We start from the raw sequence: 20,698 nt of genomic DNA on the forward strand, positions 1-20,698 counted from the left end.
GCATTAAGTCCGCTCCATTAGGCACTACTTTGATTTGTTCAGCGCCCAATAAATGATAGAGAAAATAGTTACCGTTAAAATCTGGTTCAGAATTTTCAAGACCTTCTTCCAACACAAGAATGCACTTCATTTTCTCTTTAACCGCTGCCGCTAATGTTAAACGGCAATGATTGGATTGAATGCCTCCACATGTAATCAACGTATCCGCACCTTTATCCAATGCATCGGCAACAAGGAATTCCAGTTTTCTTGTTTTATTTCCCCCCGCCGTCAAACCAAGCATATCATCTCGTTTAACATAAATGGATGGGCCCCCAAGAACTTCAGAAAAGTGATCTAATCTTTCAATTGGTGTATTTGTTGGTGTATATCGCTGCCTGGGGAATTGTGCTAAATTCATTTTTCAAACTCCTCCTGATGTTTTTTGTTTAGGCTGCTTTCGCATACTTTGTTGCTATTTACCAAGTAAAGCGGTATGGTTAATTTCCCCTCCAGATGCTCGCTTTGTGCGGGGCGGGCGGTGAGTCTCCTCGGCGTAAACGCCTGTGGGGCCTCACCTGTCCCGCTGCTCCAGCAGGAGTCTCGCATTTGCGCTCCAATCAACCTTAAATCGTTTAGTTTTTAAAAACAACAATCTTTGCGAAAAGAGCCTTTGTTTAAGACTGGCCATATTTACATTAAATATCAATCTGCCTTCCCTTTTCAATTATATATCATTAAATAATAGCCACCGCTTCTATTTCAATAAAAGCATCTTTAGGTAAACGAGCAACTTCAACCGCACTTCTTGCCGGATAATTATCAGGGAAAAACTCTCCGTATACTTGATTCATCACGGCAAAGTGATTCATATCGCTTAAAAAAACCGTTGTTTTTATTACCTGCTGTAAGCTTGATCCCGCCGCTTCTAAAACCTTTTCAAGATTCCTCAATGACACCCTTGTTTGCTCTTCAATATCATTAGGCATTTCTCCAGACTCAGGATCAATTGGGAGCTGCCCTGAAGTGTACACTATATTTCCTGCCTTAATACCTTGTGAATAAGGACCGATGGCCATGGGGGCTTCTTTTGTTATGACTGCTTCTTTTATCATATAAACCACCTCTTTTTTTGTAATTCCGTTAAAACGGACTTGAATGTAATATCCCTCTAAATGCAACGCTTACATGAAACAGCCTTCCCACTTATTCTTTTCGCTCAAAATCACACTCCATGAGCGGCACCATTTTTGTTTTCTTAATGATTTTATAACCCAACCAGAGAAGTAAGAAAATAGGTAGACCAATGTAGGTAGCCAGTATTTCCGCCCAGCCAATCTGATGTCCGAAAAAAAGAGTCTGTCCAAGAATGAAAACCACAAAAAATAACAGTGTGATAACCGGGCCCAGAGGGTACCATTTGGCTTTAAATGGCAATTCATTTAGATCTCGACCTTGTGCTACATATGCTTTACGGAAGCGGTAATGACTAGCGGCAATCCCGAACCATTTGATAAATCCAGTAAGGGCTGAAGCATTTATCAGCCATATAAAAACGGAACCATTTCCAAAAAGGGAAGCCAAAAAAGAGACTAGTCCTATAATTGCCGTTGCACAGAGCGCCAACATGGGAATTCCCTTCCGATTAAGACTAGCAAAGATTCTTGGTGCCTTCCCTTCTTTTGCTAAAGCCCAAAGCATGCGTGAAGAAGCATACATTGCTGAATTTGCAGCTGATAATACAGAGGTAAGAAGCACTGCATTCATTACGGAAGCGGCAAATGCCAACCCAGCTCTCTGAAGAACGAGCGTGAAAGGGCTGATAGATACATTTTCAACGCCGGATTTAAGCAGGTTTGGATCCGTATAAGGGATAATCAAACCGATAACAAAAATCGTCAGCACGTAGAAAATAAGGATGCGCCAGAAGATTGACCGGATCGCTTTCGGCACGTTTTTCGATGGATTTTCGGTTTCACCTGCGGCCGTCGCAATCACTTCAGTTCCCTGAAACGAAAAGCCAGCGATGAGCACTACACTAAAGATAGATATAAGCCCTCCATGGAAAGGAGCATCCCCTTGGGTAAAGTTACTGAACCCGGCCGCATGCCCTCCCATAATTCCAAAAATCATGGCAACCCCAATAACGAGAAACACGATGATCGAGATGACCTTAATACCGGCAAACCAATATTCGCTTTCCCCATATGCCTTGACTGATAAAACATTTAAGATTAGCAACAACCCCAGAAATAGTGCGCTCCACAGTATGGAAGGTGAGTCTGGAAACCAATATTTCATAATAAGGGTAGAGGCCACCAAATCTGCAGGAACCGTTATCGCGGTTGTATACCAATAGTTCCAACCTAACGCAAAGCCTAACGCAGGATCGATATACTTTGATGCATAGATATCAAAGGCCCCCGGGACCGGTAAGAAGGCCGATAGCTCCCCTAAACTATTCATGACAAAATAGACCATGATTCCTACCAGAATATATGCAGCAAGCGCTCCTCCCGGCCCCGCAGTGCTAATCGTCGATCCGCTGGATACAAACAATCCAGTTCCAATAGCGCCACCAATGGCCATCATCGTTAAATGTCTGGATTTCAACTTCCTTTGTAATGATGACTTTTGATTTCGCCCTTCTAGGGTGTTGCTTATCTCCGCTTCTAATTTCCCCATATTGCACCCCCTGTTTACTCATAGTTCAAATACAATTGGTATGCAGGCTCACCTTGTTGTTCTTTTTATTTTTTATAATTTTCTGTTAACTAATAAAGTACCTCTGCCTTCCACTTATAATTCAGCCGAGAAAATGCTATAAGCACTTCCCCGCATTAATATTATTTGAGTAAAGATGAAGTTAACATAATTTATACTTTTCCAACTTGCGATATAGAGTAGAGAGGCTAATCTGTAGTTCCCTGGCAATCTGTTCTTTATCATCTCGATATTTTTCAGCCAGGAAATAGCTCTGGATTACGTCTTTTTCATATTCTGAAATCATTTGTTCTAAGCTTAAACCACCACACTCAACAGAGAGAGGATCCCGTTGAAAGAGATAGTCAGGTAAATCTTGAAAGCCCACAATATCCGATTCGGCCATATTCACCATATATTCTACTGCGTTTTCCAATTGCCGTATATTCCCGGGCCAATCATAACGAATGAGCCACCTCTCCAGCACGGGGTCAAGTCTCAGTGGATTCCTTTGCATGATCATACAATGTTTATGAATGAAATGTTCGAGATACAAAACAATATCATCACGCCGCTTTTTCAATGGTTTGGTATGGAGAGGGAGGACATTGAGACGATAATATAAATCCTCGCGAAAGGTTCCGCTTTTTACCATTTCCTCCAGGTTACGGTGAGTGGCCGCAATCACCCGTACATTAATCTCGATCGCTTTATTACCACCGATTCTTTCAATCTCTTTTTCCTGTAAAACCCGTAATAACTTTGGCTGCAAGAAAAGCGGCATATCTCCAATTTCATCAAGAAAAATGGTTCCGTTGTGCGCTAATTCGAATTTCCCCATTTTCCCATTCCGCCTTGAGCCAGTAAATGATCCGCCCTCATATCCAAACAATTCACTTTCTAACAAGCTTTCAGGTATGGCAGCGCAATTAACTGCTACAAATGAATGCATTCGACGCTTGCTTTCAAAATGAATCGCCTTAGCCAATAATTCCTTCCCCGTACCACTATCTCCCCTAATCAACACAGTGGATGGGCTGTTGACAATCCTTTTTGCTTTTTTAATAACATCTTGAAGCCCGGAATCTTTACCAAGAATGTTTTCAAAAGTAATGGATTTCGGGGATGCCGGTATATCTTCTTGAATTTTGCAACCCTGTTCTTTACCAAGGTCCAGCATTGCTAATTTATTGACCAACATTGTACTAACATTGCGTAAAAACTGTATGAGGTTCTCTGATTCTATAATCATTTTTTCCTTTTGTTCAAGGGAAAAACCAATCATGCCGATGACGCCAACCGGTTTATCTTGCTTTACAATAGGAAACCCAATGGTCGCGAGCTCTTTGCATTGATTCACGAATTTACAACTCCTACATTGCGACTCATTTTTTTTCACATCGTAAACCACTCCAGGCTCCCCTGTTTCCAATATCATTCTGAAAAAGGAGCCTTCCGGAGCCGTTTTGCCAATGAGGTCTTTATAGTAGCCGGTTCCGCTAACGCGAACGCCCTTTTCATCAAGCACCGTTAAATCCAGACCAAGGATACCTGCCGTGTTCTCAGCGTAATCTTGAATAAATTTTTGTATGCCGGTAAAGCCTGCCATATTATCCTCCTCTGCTATAGGGCTGTATGAAATAATTCTATAATAAAATAAATTTCTACGCTTTACACAAAGAGGAAACAGCTTTTTCTATGCCACCCAACGCATTTTTCAACATCGAACGCGGGCAAGCGATATTAAGCCGCATAAACCCTTCTCCTTCCATACCGAAGATCTGCCCTTCATTCATGGCAACCCTTGCTCGGCGCAACATAAATTGATCCATTTCTTCAACTCCCAATTCTCGGCAATCAAGCCATACAAGGTATGAGCCTTCAGGCTGAATGACTTTGATTTGCGGGATGTTTTCGCTGAAATAACCCAGAGTGAACTCCAGATTCCCCTGCAAATATTCGAGGAGCTGATCCAGCCATTCCTCTCCATGGCGGTATGCAGCCTCTAACGCAACAACACCAAATATGTTCGGTGAACCAATGGATAATGTATTAAGTTCCCGGTCATACCTTTCACGCAGTTGCTGGTTTGGAATAATGATGCTTGACGTCTGCACACCCATTAGGTTAAAAGTTTTGCTTGGAGCAATGCAGGTAAGAGAATGATTCGCAAACTCTTCTGAAATAGAGGCAAAAGGAATATGGGTATGTGTTTTATAAACAAAATCAAAATGAATTTCATCTGCGACAACGAGAATATTGTGCTTCATACAAAGCTGCCCCAGTCTCGTCAATTCTTCTCTGCTCCATACCCTTCCGATTGGGTTATGGGGACTACATAGAATCAACATTTTCACTTTTGAATCCATCTTTGCCTCTAGGTCTTCAAAATCTATTAAATAACGCCCATTTTCAAGCTTAAGCGGGTTGTTTACAATTTCACGGCCGTTCGCTTGGATCACACGGGCAAAATGATGGTAAACAGGCGGTTGGATAATAATCTTGTCCCCTGTCTGCGTGAAGGACTGAATCGCCAACGATAGGGCTGGAATCACTCCTGGGCTGTGGGTAATCCATTCTTTCTCAATGGACCATCGATGCCTTCTTTTCAGCCAACCAACAATGGATTCTATATATGATTCCGGTCTAAGCGTGTAGCCATAAACACCGTGCTCCACACGTTGTTTTAATGCTTCGATGATAGGTTGTGGAGACTGAAAATCCATATCGGCCACCCACATCGGTATAACATCCTTTACGCCGAAATGATTTTCAAGATCATCCCACTTTTCGCAGTCAGTGTTCAGTCGACGGATTTCTTGGTCAAAGTTATATTTCATCGAGTATCTCTCCTTCTCATGTTTGCTTGTGTATCCTGCCTTTTATATAAGCAATTGTCATGCCAACTCATTTCTCTTATAAAATCTTCTTATTTTCATATAATATCTTAATGGAATTCCCTAATACCGCGGTCTTTTTTTTAAACCCTTTTAGCCTAAACATTAGCACTTTTACAATCTTAGGAAATATTTTCTTATAGATGAGAAAATCAAAACATTTCACAAGATTTCTGGTAGGTCACAACTTCTTCCGTTTCCGCCATTCCTCATACCCACCTACAAGGCTTTGTACTTCTTTAAAACCATGAACTTGCAGAAGGCTTGCAGCGATGGCTGATCTTCCTCCGGATTTGCAATAAACTAAAATTGGCTTATCATGCGGAAGGTTAGGTGCCTGTTCTTGTAAATGGCCAAGCATGACATGATTAGCTTGTGGAAAATGGCCTTCCTGCCATTCGGCCATGCTTCGGACATCTAGCACATAGATGCTTTCTGTTTGAATGGCGTCATCTATCATGTCCATTGTCACTTCTTCATATTTCATAACACGTGAATCAGATTCGCCAGCCTGCTCAATGATATATGGATCCAATGTTGCAATGACGCGATCCAAGCCAATAGACTGGAGATCTTTTACAATATCTGCGACATCATCATTGCTTGCCAGAAGATATATAGGCAAGTCATAATCCAACAGCCACCCCGCCCACGTTACAAATGATTTGTTAAATGGGATATTAATTGAGCCCCGTATATGCTTGGAGGCAAATGCACTGGCCGGGCGTGTATCCAAGACTATTCCCTGTTCCGACCACTCCTGCACAATATCTATTGACCCCACCATAGGAAGTGGCGCTGCTATCCTTCGGATTTGTTGCGCTCCATCTTTATTCAACCGCTTCATCATTGAAAAATAAGGGGGTGCCTCAGGTTGCCCAGCCAACAGCGCTTCAACAAAGAGATTTTCATCATTATATTGCAGTGCCCAATTTGTCCGTTTTTCATATCCGATGGTTGACGACGGGATCGCACCTAGCGCTTTACCACAGGCACTGCCCGCCCCATGCCCTGGCCATACTTGCAAATAATCTGGAAAGTTTTTAAATTGTTGCAATGACCGATACATCATGCGTGCCATTTTTTCTGAAGAACCATGTACCCCTACGGCTTTTTCTATTAAGTCGGGACGCCCCACATCACCCACAAATACAAAATCCCCGGTAAATATGCCGAGCGGATCCTTGGTAGATGCACCCCCATCTGTTACGAGCAGCGATATATGCTCAGGTGTGTGTCCTGGCGTATGTACCACCTCAAAATGGATATTTCCAATGGCAAATACATCTCCATTTCTCAGAAAGCGGTGGTCATACCCAGTTGCGTACTCATATTTCCAGTCCGGCCTCCCCTCATCAGACAAATACAATGTCGTTTCAAGCCTGGAAGCCAGCTCCAGCGAACCAGACAAAAAATCGGCATGGATGTGTGTTTCCGTTACGCCCACGATTCTCACACCATGTGCTCTTGCCGTTTTTATGTAAGGTTCTATATTACGTGACGGATCGACAATGATCGCTTCCCCGGTAGCCTGACATCCCACAAGGTAGGAAGCTTGAGCCAGTTTCTCATCATAAAAATACTTTAATAGCATAAACCTTTCTCCTTTCAAGCACCTCGGATACTGATGTTTTGTTATGGCTTTTACATCCTTCCTTTAAGCATTCCGTTCCAATACATAAGGGGAAGCAAGTTTTTCTTCAATAAATACATACTGAACCTCTCACGGGATTGATCGATTGGAAAGGTTTCTTGCGGCTGTAAATCATAATTGAACTCAGCCAGTATAAGCCGCCCATATCCGGTAACAAGCGGACATGATGTATAGCCGTCATATTTATGAACCATAAGTTTGGCACGCATCCGATGAAGCAAATTTTTCACAAGCACGGGCGCTTGTTTGCGAATCGCAGCCCCCGTTTTCGATGTAGGCAGGTTTGTGCAATCCCCTATGCCAAATACATTGTCATAGTGTTGATGCTGAAGAGTATATTTGTCCACATCCAGCCACCCACTACTTGCCGCGAGCGAACTATTCTTGATAAAATCAGGAGCGCTCATCGGTGGTACCACATGTATCATGTCATAATGCATAATCACGCGCTCTTCCGTGTTCAGGTTTTCAAATGTCGCTCGCTTCTTCTCACCATCAATTTCAATAAGATGATGCATAAAATATGTCTCTATTTCTTTTCGTTCAATTATTTTATTTAGTGCCTGTTCATATTTTTTTACATTGAATATGGATGGGTTCCCTGAAACAAAAATAACTGAAGATTGCTCGCGAACTCCTAATTTTCTGAAATAGTCTTCTGCCATATACATAATTTTTTGAGGAGCCCCACCGCATTTTACCGGCGTGTTCGGGTTGGTGAAAATGGAAGTCCCCCCCTTGAAGTTTCTGATTGCCTCCCAGGTGCCATCAACATAATCATAAGAGTAATTACTACATACACCATTCTTTCCAATACTCTCTTTTAAACCTTTGATTTTATGCCAGTCAATTTGAATCCCGGCTGCGACAACTAGATATTCGTAGTGCAGTTTCTTTCCGGATGCTGTTACAACAGCATTTTCATCGGGCTCAAAAGTGGTTATCGCATCCTGTACCCACACTGCTCCGCTCGGAATAACGGATGCTTCCTCCCTTTGTGTTACGGTTTTGTCAGCTTCGCCAGCTCCCACAAGTGTCCATAATGGCTGATAATAATGTTTCGTCGCAGGATCAATGATAGCAATGTTTCCGCTCAGAGTACGTGATTCACGCAAGAGACGAGCTGCGACCGTAATCCCGGCACTGCCACCCCCTACAATCAAAATTTTGTAATGGTTTTCATCCTTCATCTTTGCCATTCTAAGCACCTCATCTCAATTTTATAAAGTAGCTCACCAATCTAACGCTTCAGCATTAATGATTAGCTTGTTTCGCCGACAGCTCCCCTCCAACAAATGCGAGCATAATCCCCTAAAGCAAGAAAGTTATATTAAAAGTTATCTATTCTTCTCTTCTAGCCCTGAACACTGTAAAGTTCCTATAAAAAAAATAAGGTGATAAAACCGGTGGTTTTGAATATATTGCCAATAAATATTGTGTAACTACTCAATATTTATTGGCTTCAGATTAACGTGGGTCTCTGATTAACGTTACAAAGTAGAGCAGCTCTTATTGAGTTTCAGTATTGGATTTGCATGGAGGCGGCACGGAAATCTTTTTGGATAGGCGCCTCCAATTAAATACTCTAATAAACAATTATCTTTTTAATTTCCCACTTTCTACGATTTGATTGAGAAACTGTTCAACCTCTTCCTGGCTTTTTCCGATTTTACTTACAAAGCGATTAAGTTCCTTCCCTTCTTGAAAAGCAATGAAGCTTGGGATTCCATACACATCTAGCTTCTCTAATAGTTCTGGAAAATGGTCTCGATTTACTGCAATCATATCTATTTTTTCTTTATACGCTTCTTCTACAATTGGCATGAATAAATTGGTATTCTGACAGTCCGGGCACCATTCAACATAAAATTTGGCAACAACTGGTTTTGTTGATAAAATCGCCTCATCAAACTCTTGCTCAGTTTTGATCTCTTTCATAAATACAATCCCCCCTATATTTTGTTCTCAATGTTATACAGATTGTCTCCATTACTTGATCGCTCTTGCATCAAGATATCATTCACAATCCGGAGCAGCCATACAACCATTTCCTGCAGCAGTAATTGCATGGCCGTATTTATGATCTTGTACCAGGATTCACGATGATATATTCCATATCGTCCGTAAATTGATCCATATCCGCCGAGCAAACCTAGTACGAATCTGACAATGGTTCCTGAAACAATGGAGAGGAGTACTTTAATAGCCGTCATTCTCTCCGAGACTCTTACCAAATAGTTGGCTATTCAGCTCTTCCTCCTTTTTTGATTTACTCTTATTTATATAAGCAAAAACCATGCCAACTAATTTCTCCTGTAAAACCGCTTGTTTTACACACCCCGCACTTTATTAATTCTCAATTTTGCCACCATTCCCCTTAAAAAGACTTTCTCATCAAGCTTGATGCCTTCTTAAGAATGGGAACTACTTTTGCACCTGTAATAAAATCAACTTGTATAAAATGGTTCATTAACATATCGGTTATCGTTTAACTGAAATAGGATACATATAAAATGTTATTGTGTTACTTCTGATGAAAGAAAAAATCGCCCTCAATTTATTCAGGCGATTCAACGTTACTGGTATTATAGATTTTAAAGCTGGATGTATACTGTCGTCCTTCAGTTCCATCCTAAGCCAGGCCAAAATGGAGCTGGATAGGTCTTACATGAACAAAATTTGCGGCTAACTTCTGACGTGCTTACATACATCACCTTCATCTTCAAAAAGCTTTATTGGACATCTTCCTTTTGGTATCACTCTTTATCGCTCACGAAGCTGACTATATGACTAACCCTTCATCCAACTTAAAACGTTTGACATCTCGCATAAATTCTTTTCCGCTTTTTTCCATAGAAAAATCCCCTACAGGTAAACTGTTAAGAACAGTCTACCTGTAGGGGATCATACAAATTTCCCGCGTTTTCTTATTTCAAGTCTTCAATCGAATCAATATCGACGTAATCCGGTACGACCAGACCAAGCTTTGTTCCTTTTAAGTTAGGCCCAAGGTCAACCATTTCATCTTTATACTTATTATAGTATTCAAGATGTGTTCCCGGGAGCCATGCAGCTACCATTGCGTCCGCACTTCCGTTTGCAACGCCAGCAAACATTGGCCCCACTTCGACCTGACTCAATGTTACATCATAGCCATTCTGCTCCAGTACCTTGCCAATCACATTCGTACTAGCGATTTCAGTATCCCAAGCAACATAAACCAGTTTGATTTTTTCACCATTTCCTGATTCAGCACCCTTGATCCATTCGGATACTTTGTCCTGATTTTCCTTTATCCATTTTTCTGCTGCTTCTGAAGGAGTCATACCTTCAGTAACCTTGACCATTACATCTTCCATATCTTTAGTATCCCAGAAGAATTGATCAAGAATTTTATAAGCGCCAGGGGCATCTTGTTCGAGGCCTTTTCTGGCAATCGAATTAATATTTTCAGACTTGCCGAAGGTTTCCTTCGGATCTTTGAGATATTTCAAGTCATACTTCGAGAACATCCAATGCGGTGACCATCCTGTAACGACGATTGGTTCTTTTTTATCAATTGCTTTTTTCAATTCTGCAACCATTGCTGCCGATGACCCTTCAACCACTTTCCAATCATCCAGCTTATAATCATCCATTGCCGTTTTAGTCAACTTCATTATCCCTGCTCCAGGTTCAATTCCGATGATTTCATAATTTACCTTGGCAGCAAGACTGTTTTCATCCCCGTTCACAGCTTTTTCTTTTGTAAAAACACCGAATAGTGCCGTACCCACAACGAGTAAAGCCAATATTGTAAAAATGATTTTCCTGCTAACGATATGTTCGTAAGCTGGTTTACGAAGGTTTTGCGTGATACGATCTAAAATGATTGCAATGATTACGATGGATAATCCTGCTTCAAATCCTTGCCCAACATTAATTTGGCTGACAGCCCTGTAGACATCAGCACCAAGTCCGGGTGCCCCAACCAATGAGGCTGTAACAACCATTGACAGTGCGAGCATGATGCTTTGGTTAACTCCTGCCATGATCGTTGGCGTAGCCAATGGTATTTGTACCTTGAATAACTTTTGGCTGCTGGTGGAACCAAAAGCATCCGATGCCTCGATCAAATCATTAGGCACTTCCTGAATCCCAAGATTGGTCATTCGGATCGTCGGTGCGATAGCGAAAATGAATGACGCAATGATCCCAGGCACTACCCCTATTCCAAAAAATAATATCGAAGGGATCAAATAAACGAATGCAGGCATCGTTTGCATGAAATCCAAGATTGGGGTTACGATATTGCGCACGGTTTTATTTTGGGCACACCATATTCCGATCGGTATCCCGATCACTATCGTTAAAGCTCCTGACAATATAACGATTGCCAGAGTTTGGATGCTTGATTCCCAATAACCCAGATTATCAATCAATAGCAAGCTGATGAATGCAAATACTCCTAATGGCCATTTGCTTGTATAAGTAACTAAAAGGGTCAGGACGATGATTAAAACAATCGAAGGTCCTGCACTCATTACATCGACCAAGATATTCAAAAGACCCTCGATTACATCCGTAATAAATGTAAATAATCCAGCAAATACAATAGTTATCCAATCCACTAAAGAATCGACCCAAGCTCCTAGTGGGATTTTCGGCATATTCATTGAATTATTCACTCTCCATTTCATTCAAGGAATCTTTATTCCCGGCCAAAGCACCAATAACGGCACCGCGAAGAAGGATTCCTTTAATTCTGTTTTGATCATCGATGACTGAGATTGGCAAGCTTGAAGTCGCCATCACATCCATGAGGTTTCCAAGTAATTCATCCTCTTTTACAGTTGGGATATCAGTTGACATCACTTCTGAGATCGATTGGTTATTGCTCATTGCCTGACGAGCCTGTTCAGCAGTCACGGCCCCCAATAACTTCTGCTTTCTATCGACAACAAAAATGCTGGAATACCCTTGTTTACGCATGATTTCCAAGGCAACCCTCGGACCTCTGTCCACCGCGATCTTCTCTGGGCGTATCATCACATGAGATGCTGTCAATACTTTTGATAGATCAACATCTTCCACAAACTTCTCGACGAATTCATTGGCTGGATTCATCATGATTTGTTCAGGGGTTCCCAATTGAATTACACTTCCATCTTTCATGAGGGCAATTCGATCCCCTATTCTTAATGCTTCATCAAGATCATGTGTAATGAAAATGATCGTTTTTTTATACTGATCTTGGATTTGAATCAGTTCATCCTGCATATCCTTGCGAATCAATGGATCAAGGGCACTGAAGGCCTCATCCATTAATAATATGTCCGTATCACTTGCGAGTGCCCGGGCTAACCCAACCCTTTGCTGCATACCGCCGCTAAGCTGTGATGGCAGTTGATTTTCGTAGCCTTTCAATCCAACGGCCTCAAGAGCCTTCATCGCATTTTCATGACGTTTCGCTGGATCCACTTTTTGAATTTCGAGCCCGAATTCGGCGTTTTCCAATATCGTTTTATGCGGAAATAAAGCAAAGTTCTGAAAGACCATGCTTATTTTCTTTTGTCTGACTTCCCTTAAGCGGGCCGCGTTCATCTTCACGATATCTTCATCATCAATTAAGATTTCACCCAATGTCGGATCGATCAAACGATTGAACATGCGGATCAAAGTGGATTTTCCGCTTCCTGACAAGCCCATGATGACAAAAATCTCGCCGGGATAAATCTCGAAATTAACATTATTCACTCCGACCGTTTGTCCTGTTTCTTTCAAGATTTCTTTTTTCGTTTTGCCTTGCTTCAATAAGTCTGTTGCTGCTTTTGGAGATTTGCCAAAAATTTTCGAGACATTTCTGACTTCTACATACGGCTTCATCAATTCACCTCATTCTAATAGTTGCCCATATGATATTCAGTTTTGCTGAATTCCCCCGTTTTATGCGAGTGGATTATTCATGCACAAGTACCTTGAAAAAACGAAATTCCACCCCTATCTTTTTAAAAGCGGAAGTGACACTTACTCAGTGGCACAGGGCATAACGTGCATAGAAAAAATAATCTATATTTATTATTCCCAAGAAGCAGTTCTTTACTTGGATTATATATGTGTGATTAATTGAGCATTTCAAGTAGGGAAAAAGAGGTGCAATCACAACTGAGGAAACTAGCAGGCACAACCTATACCAACTGTAATATAAACGATTTCCACTTAGAGTTTTGTCCGGATGATGGACATACGACTACCCTCTAAAGTACTTCATTTCCTTAACCAGGTAGAATGATACTTGCAGTGCAGTATAACACCAAAACGCATAGAAATATGATTATGGGTTCCCAATGTGTCTAATTTGAGCATTTCAAGTAGGGAAAGAGGGTGCAATACAACTGAGGAAACTAACAGGCACAGCATATATCAACTGAAATATAATGGTTTTTATTTTTTAGAGTTTTGGCCATCCCCATCACATGGAATAAACCGTTCTCTCTAAAGCACTTCATTACCTTAACAAACAATGAATATAAATTCAAATGATGTGCGGCGGAATTGTTGAGTACATATGTTTTGATGGTGCCTCATATGAAAGTGGCACCATCCTTCTATAAACATTGATTTATCAACGGTTAAAGCAAAAAACGCGACATTGAAAATATATTTCTAGACACACGATTTATCATTTTTTTATAAATGTGAAATTATCTCACAATTGAATACGAACAAAACCAGAAGTGCAAAAAATATGGCTACTTTAGTTAGTGGATTGCCTTCTTTCTATTAACCCATTCATAGCTTCTTTGGCTGTACAAGCTTTCCAGGTTGCAAAGAAAAAATTTAAAAATTAACGAAAAAAAGGACAAAAACAACGTTTGCGAAGTACGAAAAAGAGCGTGAAGCGCGCGGTACGACAGAATCGTTGGCTCGTTTGGTGAAACCGGCTACAATTTGACATAATCAGTCGCTTTTTTTGTATATCATCACTAATCTAACAGCAGGGAAAAACCATGCACATGAAATACCATACCTGCAGCCCCTGGCTGACATCCTGGATCACTAAGAAACGATTCTCAGGAGCATGGATGAACCAGCATAATAAGCACGGTTTTCGTTGCGTAAATCAAAGTTGCTGCACCTTTCCCTAACTTAGCCATAAACCTCTTAAACATTTGGTTCATTTCTCCTTTAATTTCCATTAGCCTGATAATTCCACTTTCAATTAAATCTCTATCAATTTATACAAAAATATAGCTCTTAAAGTTTCAATTACATTCTAAGATTGTGCTCTTGAATATTATGTGTCAATAAAATACTATCCATGGAAGAATGCCCCATTCAATTATATTAGTAATTGCATATTATGAGCTTACACCAACTAATGGGAGTATTCGCTTTATTAAATGACGCCTTGCTATTTGGTAAATCGCTCTTTCCAAAAACTGGAGCAATAGTGAAGCCATCGATAACCTTTATTCTCCATAGAAGATAATAAGCGTTTTTTAATGTTTGTATACTCGATTTGTATACAAGCCTATGTTTTTACCTGATAAAATCGTTTCTGATTTTCCATGTAAAAATGCACTCATACAGGAATAGATAATTTCATAATGAAGACCCACCAAATAAAATCTTCATTCTCTAGGATGATTGCTGATTGTATAAAACTTTTTAATGAAAAGCTAAAAAACACAACGGTGAGCGTAACTTGTAAAAAGCGTTCTTACCAAAGGAGGATTGATGGAGATTTATCCATTAAAGAGAGAAAAAATAGAATCGAATTCTTTTTTTGAAATAGACAAAAGCATGACTCCACTCCCTTTTACTTGTAAATCATGTGGGGAAACCTTTGATGAATCTCTTATGAAAATAGAATTGAATGTATGTCCGAAATGCCAATATCACTACCCGGTTTCAGCTTATGACCGCATTTCAATGCTTACAGATAGTGGTTCTTTTTCGGAATTCAATAAAAGTTTAATTTCCGTTGACCCGTTGAACTTCCCTGAATATAAAGATAAATTAATATCTGATATGAATAAGACTGCATTAAATGATGCGGTTATTACCGGGGAAGCTTCCATAGGTGGCTATCCGATTGTGATTGGTGTCATGGATTCTCGTTTCCGTATGGGAAGTATGGGCTCAGCAGTCGGTGAAAAAATCACAAGAGCCATTGAGGAATCATTAAAAACACGAAAACCATTTATATTGTTTTCGGCAAGCGGCGGAGCTCGTATGCAAGAAGGAATTCTTAGCCTCATGCAGATGGCAAAAACGAGTGTTGCTTTAGAACAACTAAACTACGAAAAAATCCTTTTCGTATCCGTTTTAACGAATCCTACAACAGGTGGAGTTTCTGCTAGCTTCGCTTCATTAGGTGATATCAATATTGCCGAACCACAAGCTTTAATTGGCTTTGCAGGAAGACGCATAATTGAACAGACGATAAGAGAAGAACTTCCGGAAAATTTCCAAACCTCCGAATTTTTATTGGAGCATGGGCAACTGGATATGGTTGTAAATAGGTGTGAATTAAAACAATCATTAACAACCATTTTAAAAATCCATCATCTCGACTTCAGGGAGTGTTTTAAACGATGAACTTGCAAGTATTAAAACAACTGGAAAATCAAATTGCTGAATTGAAAGAGGTGTCCACAAAGCACAATCTTGACTTTAACGAAGTAATAAATAATCTTGAACAAAAAGTCAATGAAATCAAAATTCATCTTAACGAGAATATGGAAGTTTGGGATAAAATTCAACTTTCCAGAATTCAACAACGCCCTACTACTTTAGATTATATCCACCATATTTTTGAAGACTTTATTGAACTTCATGGGGACAGACTTTATGGGGAAGATCCTGCATTGGTTTCAGGAATAGCTACCTTCGAAGGAATACCTATAACTGTCTTAGGAAATCAAAAAGGTAAAAATACTAAAGACAATATCTATCGTCGTTTTGGCATGTCGCAACCTGAAGGCTACAGGAAATCCCTAAGAATTATGCAACAAGCCAATAAGTTCAATCGCCCCATCGTAACATTTATCAACACGGCAGGAGCCTACCCAGGTCGTGAAGCCGAAGAACGCGGACAATCTCAAGCCATCGCCCTCAATCTTCGTGAAATGGCAAGTTTTGGAGTGCCTATCATCTGTTTTGTAGTTGGTGAAGGTGGGAGTGGTGGTGCATTGGCTCTTGGTATCGGCAATCGAATCTACATGCTAGAAAACACATTTTATTCGGTTATTTCACCTGAAGGAGCAGCAGCATTATTATGGAAGGATGCCACACAAGCAAAACGAGCGGCTGAAGCATTGAAAATTACGGCTAAGGACTTGATGGAACTAGGGGTGATTGATGAGATCATCAAAGAACCTGTAGGAGGAGCACATATTGACATCCCACTTCAATCGCACTTTATAAAAGAAACCTTACGAAAAGCATTAAAAGAACTTGGTCAATTAGATAAAGGCATTCTACGCCAACAACGTTTTGATAAGTTCCGAAAAATCGGTGAGTATATAGAAGAAAGGACATTTAAATAAGTAGATGAACCATTATTTCCGAACATGTTCATAGACCATTTGATATAGACGTTAGACTCAAACATTTTGTGATGCAAATTATAGTGTCCATTCTTTCCTCCCCAATTACACCTGAATTATTTTATATCCTTTTGTTACATTATTCATGGCCACGCCAAATAACCCCCCAAACCCTTTTAACAGGGTTTATCTCTGTTTTCCAAAACCGTTAACTAGGCTATATCAAGGAAATCTCTTGCCTTTTTAACAAAGCATAAATTCAATGAACCTCCTCCAACTTTAATCGAACTACTTCACGTTTTAAATGTTTGTCCCTTTTCATCAATAAAAAAATCCCCTCCTAGGTAGATTATTTAATCTACCTAGGAGGGGATAAAAAAGGCATATCCCTTAAATGAAATTGAGATTATGCTTATTGATTCAATCATCTCCAACAGTTACTTCGGCTCAATCAATTGGCATCAACTTCAAATTATTGTTTATTTTGTTTCTTTGGCGGTAAGGAACCTTGTCATTTCAGGGCTGCTAACTTTCTTAACAAAGAAAGTTGTATTTTTCAATAATTAACCCAAACAAATTATTAAAGAAGTCTTATGTCTATTTTGCATTCCTATGTTCATCAAAATCGATTTGGCATTCCTCCAGCGGAATTACTTTTGTTTTCTTAATGAACTTATAACCAAGCCACATTATCAAAAAGAATGGGATGCCAAGATAGGCAGCAATCACACTTGCCCAGTTTATGCCATCGCCAAGAAAGGCTTGATAGTTTTGCGCCAATAAAACGAAAAAGCAAAGAGTAAAGGCAAATATCGGTCCGAAAGGAAACCATTTTGATTTATAGGGAAGATCGTCCAGCGAATACCCTTGGGCAATGTAAGCCTTTCTAAACCGATAATGGCTTGCCGCTATACCCAGCCAAAATATAAATCCAGTGACTCCAACCGCATTCATAAGCCAAATATAAATAACTCCATCACCGAAAACGGAAGCAAAAAAGGCCAACATCCCTACAAGTGAAGTGACAATCAGTCCCCAAATGGGAACGCCACGCTTGTTAAGCTTCCCGAAAATCTGCGGTGCCAGGCCTTCTTTTGCCATTGAGTACAACATTCGGCTTGTCACATAAAGGCTTGAATTACCAGCGGATAATACGGCTGTCAAAATGATGGCATTCATCACGGAAGCAGCAAATGCCAGTCCCACTTTTTCAAACACCATCGTAAACGGGCTAACCATGATTGTGTGTCCCTGCAGATTGCCATTCGTATAGGGAACGATCAATCCAATAACAACTATGGCCAGGATGTAAAAGAGGAAGATTCTCCAAAATATGCTGCGAACTGCACGAGGTACATTTTTTGCCGGATCTTCACTTTCACCGGCTGCAACACCGACTATTTCTGTACCTTGAAAAGAAAATCCAGCAGCAATGAAAATACCCAATGTTGCCAAAAAACCACCGGCAAACGGAGCGTCACCAACTGTGAAGTTTTTAAAACCAATCGCTTCTCCATTCATAATCCCGAATATCATTAATATTCCGACAACGATAAAAATGATGATGGTTGCGACTTTAATGAGGGAAAACCAATATTCCCCTTCGCCATACCCTTTAACGGATACGTAATTCAATAAGAATATCAAAACTAGAAACAAAGAACTCCATAAAAAAGACGAGCTGTCAGGAAACCAAAACTTCATTACCATCGTTGCCGCAGATAGTTCTGCGGCAAGAGTCATCGCCCAAGTGAACCAATAGTTCCAACCAAGCGCAAACCCTAATGCCGGATCAATGAAACGTATAGCATAGGTACTGAAAGCTCCGCTGACTGGCATAAATGATGCCAGTTCCCCGAGGCTTGTCATAATAAAATACACCATTATACCTATTACGGCGTAGGCGACCAGAGCACCACCAGGCCCGGCAGAGTGAATGGCCGGCCCGCTTCCGAGAAACAGTCCTGTTCCGATTGCACCGCCCAGCGAAATCATCGTAAGGTGGCGCGCTTTTAGCTTCCTTTGTAAAGTATTTGACGGCTGGTTTTGTTCATTTATGACAGGTGGTTGCAATTGCCGATTTTCCAAATTAGATTACCCTCCAAAAGTGCATATTTAATCGAGCACGAATAGGTAAAGCCGATTATTCCATCAATGGTCATTTCCTGCATTTATTACTATTTCAAGGTCATTTTCTCTAATGCCGGGACCTTTTTGGATTTCTGGGATCTATGTTGCATTTACATAACGATGTTAGGCCTAAAACCCAAGTCAAAGGGCTATAAGCCTAACGTTTATTCGGATATTCCGCACTTTATATTAAGTTGTAGGCAAACTCCTATTAATAAATGAATTCCAATCGATTTGATGTAACCAACTTGCCGTTGCTTCGATATCTTTTGAAAAGATACGATCTTGTGTAATGCTTGGAATGAGCTTTCTTGCTTCCGTATAAAACTCTTTTGTAAACGGAGCCATCTTTTCTATTCCACGGTATTCCACCGCTTGCAGGGCACAAATGAGTTCAATCGCCAAAACGCGGCGGACGTTTTGAATGATTTGATGTGCGTGTCGGGATCCAATCGTTCCCATGCTTACATGATCTTCCTGGTTCGCTGAAGATGGAATGGAATCCACGCTTGCAGGATGTGCGAGTGTTTTATTCTCAGAGACGAGTGAAGCTGCACAATATTGCATGATCATCGCTCCCGACTGCAAGCCAGGCGACGGACTTAAGAATGGCGGTAAATCATTCAGCTGAGGATTGACGAGTCGCTCAATGCGGCGCTCTGAAATGTTCGCAAGCTCGGCAACAGCGATTTTCATGAAGTCCATCGCAAATGCAATCGGCTGGCCATGGAAGTTACCCCCTGAAATAACCTTTTCCCCATCGTCAAAAATAAGCGGATTATCCGTCGCCGCATTCATTTCGATCTCCAATTTCTCTTTTACATAATCAAGAGTTTGCCATGATGCACCATGCACTTGCGGGATGCAGCGGAGCGAATAAGCATCCTGTACCCGCAGTTCTCCTTGCTTGGTGATGAGCTGGCTGCCGCTGATCATGCGAAGGATCCGTTCCGCGACCTCTGTTTGCTGGCGGTAACCGCGTGCTAGATGAACATCCGGATCAAAGGCATCTTCAATGCCGCGTAATCCTTCTAAAGTCAGTGAAGCAATCGCTTCAGTTTGATGGGCCAGCTGTTCAGCTTCAATGTAATTTACTAGGCCCATCCCCGTCATGGCCTGTGTTCCGTTAATTAATGCAAGACCTTCTTTTGCTTTAAGTGTCACTGGAAGAATGCCTTCCTTCGATAAAGCTACGATGGCCTCCATTCGCTCTCCTTTATAAAACACTTCCCCTTCTCCCATCAATACTAGCGCTAAATGGGAAAGCGGCGCCAAGTCCCCACTTGCTCCAAGAGAACCTTGCTGAGGGATGACCGGGTGGATATGAGCATTCAAAAGATCGATCAAACGTTCTATGACGACAGGACGGACGCCTGAAAACCCTTTTAATAGCGCATTGGCACGGAGAAGGACCATAGCTCTCGAAACCACCTCTGGAAACGGTTCCCCGACTCCGCAAGCATGGGAATGAATCAAATTCCACTGTAGCTGCTCTGCGTCCTCAGACTCAATCAAAACATCGCTGAACTTTCCAAAACCTGTTGTGATGCCATAGACGACTTTCTTTTGTTTCACGATATTTTCAACCGCTTCCCGGCTTTTTTCCACTTTCTTAACACTTTCGGCAGAAGCCGAGACAAATGCCTCTCCATACAATACTTTTTTCGCTTCTTCAATCGTTAAAGTTTGACCCGTTAACATTATCATTTCCTGCACCCCTATTCTTTTTTTAAACACACAAAAGGAGGCCATATCGACAGACTTATCCAGTCTTTCAATACAGCCCCCTATTTCACTAAAAT

The 20,698-nt window shown here is 40.9% G+C and carries 15 protein-coding genes; 2 read left to right on the forward strand and 13 right to left on the reverse strand.

What is annotated here, in order from left to right; translation table 11 throughout:
- The 11 genes from ACQKFG_RS25490 to ACQKFG_RS25540 form a co-directional block, all read right to left on the reverse strand.
- On the reverse strand, positions 1-400 hold a 400-nt coding region (locus tag ACQKFG_RS25490), incomplete at its 3' end, for a pyridoxal-phosphate dependent enzyme (protein WP_427563861.1).
- Between the two features lie 316 nt (positions 401-716).
- A complete protein-coding gene (locus ACQKFG_RS25495) occupies positions 717-1,094 on the reverse strand; it encodes a RidA family protein (protein WP_427563863.1) in 378 nt (125 codons plus the stop codon).
- A 91-nt stretch (positions 1,095-1,185) separates the two neighbouring features.
- A complete protein-coding gene (locus ACQKFG_RS25500; RefSeq protein ID WP_192207599.1) occupies positions 1,186-2,664 on the reverse strand; it encodes an amino acid permease in 1,479 nt (492 codons plus the stop codon).
- A 181-nt stretch (positions 2,665-2,845) separates the two neighbouring features.
- Positions 2,846-4,291, reverse strand: coding sequence for a sigma-54 interaction domain-containing protein (locus ACQKFG_RS25505; RefSeq protein ID WP_349730272.1), 1,446 nt, complete (start codon positions 4,289-4,291; stop codon positions 2,846-2,848).
- A gap of 55 nt (positions 4,292-4,346) precedes the next feature.
- Positions 4,347-5,522, reverse strand: a complete 1,176-nt coding sequence (locus tag ACQKFG_RS25510) for a MalY/PatB family protein (protein ID WP_192207597.1) — start codon at positions 5,520-5,522, stop codon at positions 4,347-4,349.
- Between the two features lie 238 nt (positions 5,523-5,760).
- A complete protein-coding gene (locus tag ACQKFG_RS25515) occupies positions 5,761-7,173 on the reverse strand; it encodes an MBL fold metallo-hydrolase (protein WP_427563866.1) in 1,413 nt (470 codons plus the stop codon).
- A gap of 50 nt (positions 7,174-7,223) precedes the next feature.
- The gene (locus ACQKFG_RS25520; RefSeq protein ID WP_427563923.1) at positions 7,224-8,423 is read right to left on the reverse strand and encodes an FAD/NAD(P)-binding oxidoreductase; all 1,200 of its coding nucleotides are present in this window, start codon (positions 8,421-8,423) and stop codon (positions 7,224-7,226) included.
- A 406-nt stretch (positions 8,424-8,829) separates the two neighbouring features.
- A complete protein-coding gene (locus tag ACQKFG_RS25525; protein WP_144553213.1) occupies positions 8,830-9,171 on the reverse strand; it encodes a thioredoxin family protein in 342 nt (113 codons plus the stop codon).
- A 14-nt stretch (positions 9,172-9,185) separates the two neighbouring features.
- Entirely contained in the window at positions 9,186-9,446 is a 261-nt protein-coding gene (locus tag ACQKFG_RS25530; protein WP_427563868.1) for a hypothetical protein, read from the reverse strand.
- 714 nt (positions 9,447-10,160) lie between these two features.
- Entirely contained in the window at positions 10,161-11,888 is a 1,728-nt protein-coding gene (locus tag ACQKFG_RS25535; protein ID WP_427563870.1) for a glycine betaine ABC transporter substrate-binding protein, read from the reverse strand.
- Positions 11,889-11,892: 4 nt separating this feature from the next.
- On the reverse strand, positions 11,893-13,098 hold the full coding sequence (locus ACQKFG_RS25540; protein WP_192207592.1) for a quaternary amine ABC transporter ATP-binding protein: 1,206 nt from the start codon (positions 13,096-13,098) through the stop codon (positions 11,893-11,895).
- A gap of 1,920 nt (positions 13,099-15,018) precedes the next feature.
- Between ACQKFG_RS25540 and accD the strand changes: the two genes are divergently transcribed.
- Both accD and ACQKFG_RS25550 read left to right on the forward strand, forming a co-directional pair.
- Positions 15,019-15,816 (forward strand): acetyl-CoA carboxylase, carboxyltransferase subunit beta, encoded by a 798-nt coding sequence (accD, locus tag ACQKFG_RS25545; RefSeq protein WP_342615780.1) that lies wholly within the window; start codon positions 15,019-15,021, stop codon positions 15,814-15,816.
- Positions 15,813-16,766 carry an acetyl-CoA carboxylase carboxyltransferase subunit alpha gene (locus tag ACQKFG_RS25550; protein WP_342614946.1) on the forward strand — a complete coding sequence of 318 codons (954 nt, stop codon included), beginning with the start codon at positions 15,813-15,815 and terminating at the stop codon, positions 16,764-16,766. Before accD ends, ACQKFG_RS25550 begins: the two co-directional genes overlap by 4 nt.
- A gap of 597 nt (positions 16,767-17,363) precedes the next feature.
- Here the strand turns inward: ACQKFG_RS25550 and ACQKFG_RS25555 are convergent.
- The gene (locus ACQKFG_RS25555) at positions 17,364-18,761 is read right to left on the reverse strand and encodes an amino acid permease (protein ID WP_192208125.1); all 1,398 of its coding nucleotides are present in this window, start codon (positions 18,759-18,761) and stop codon (positions 17,364-17,366) included.
- 324 nt (positions 18,762-19,085) lie between these two features.
- Entirely contained in the window at positions 19,086-20,603 is a 1,518-nt protein-coding gene (gene hutH / locus ACQKFG_RS25560; RefSeq protein ID WP_192207589.1) for a histidine ammonia-lyase, read from the reverse strand.
- Positions 20,604-20,698 lie beyond the last annotated feature (95 nt).

The organism is Peribacillus sp. NPDC076916 (genome assembly GCF_050269675.1).
GTDB lineage: Bacteria > Bacillota > Bacilli > Bacillales > DSM-1321 > Peribacillus > Peribacillus aracenensis.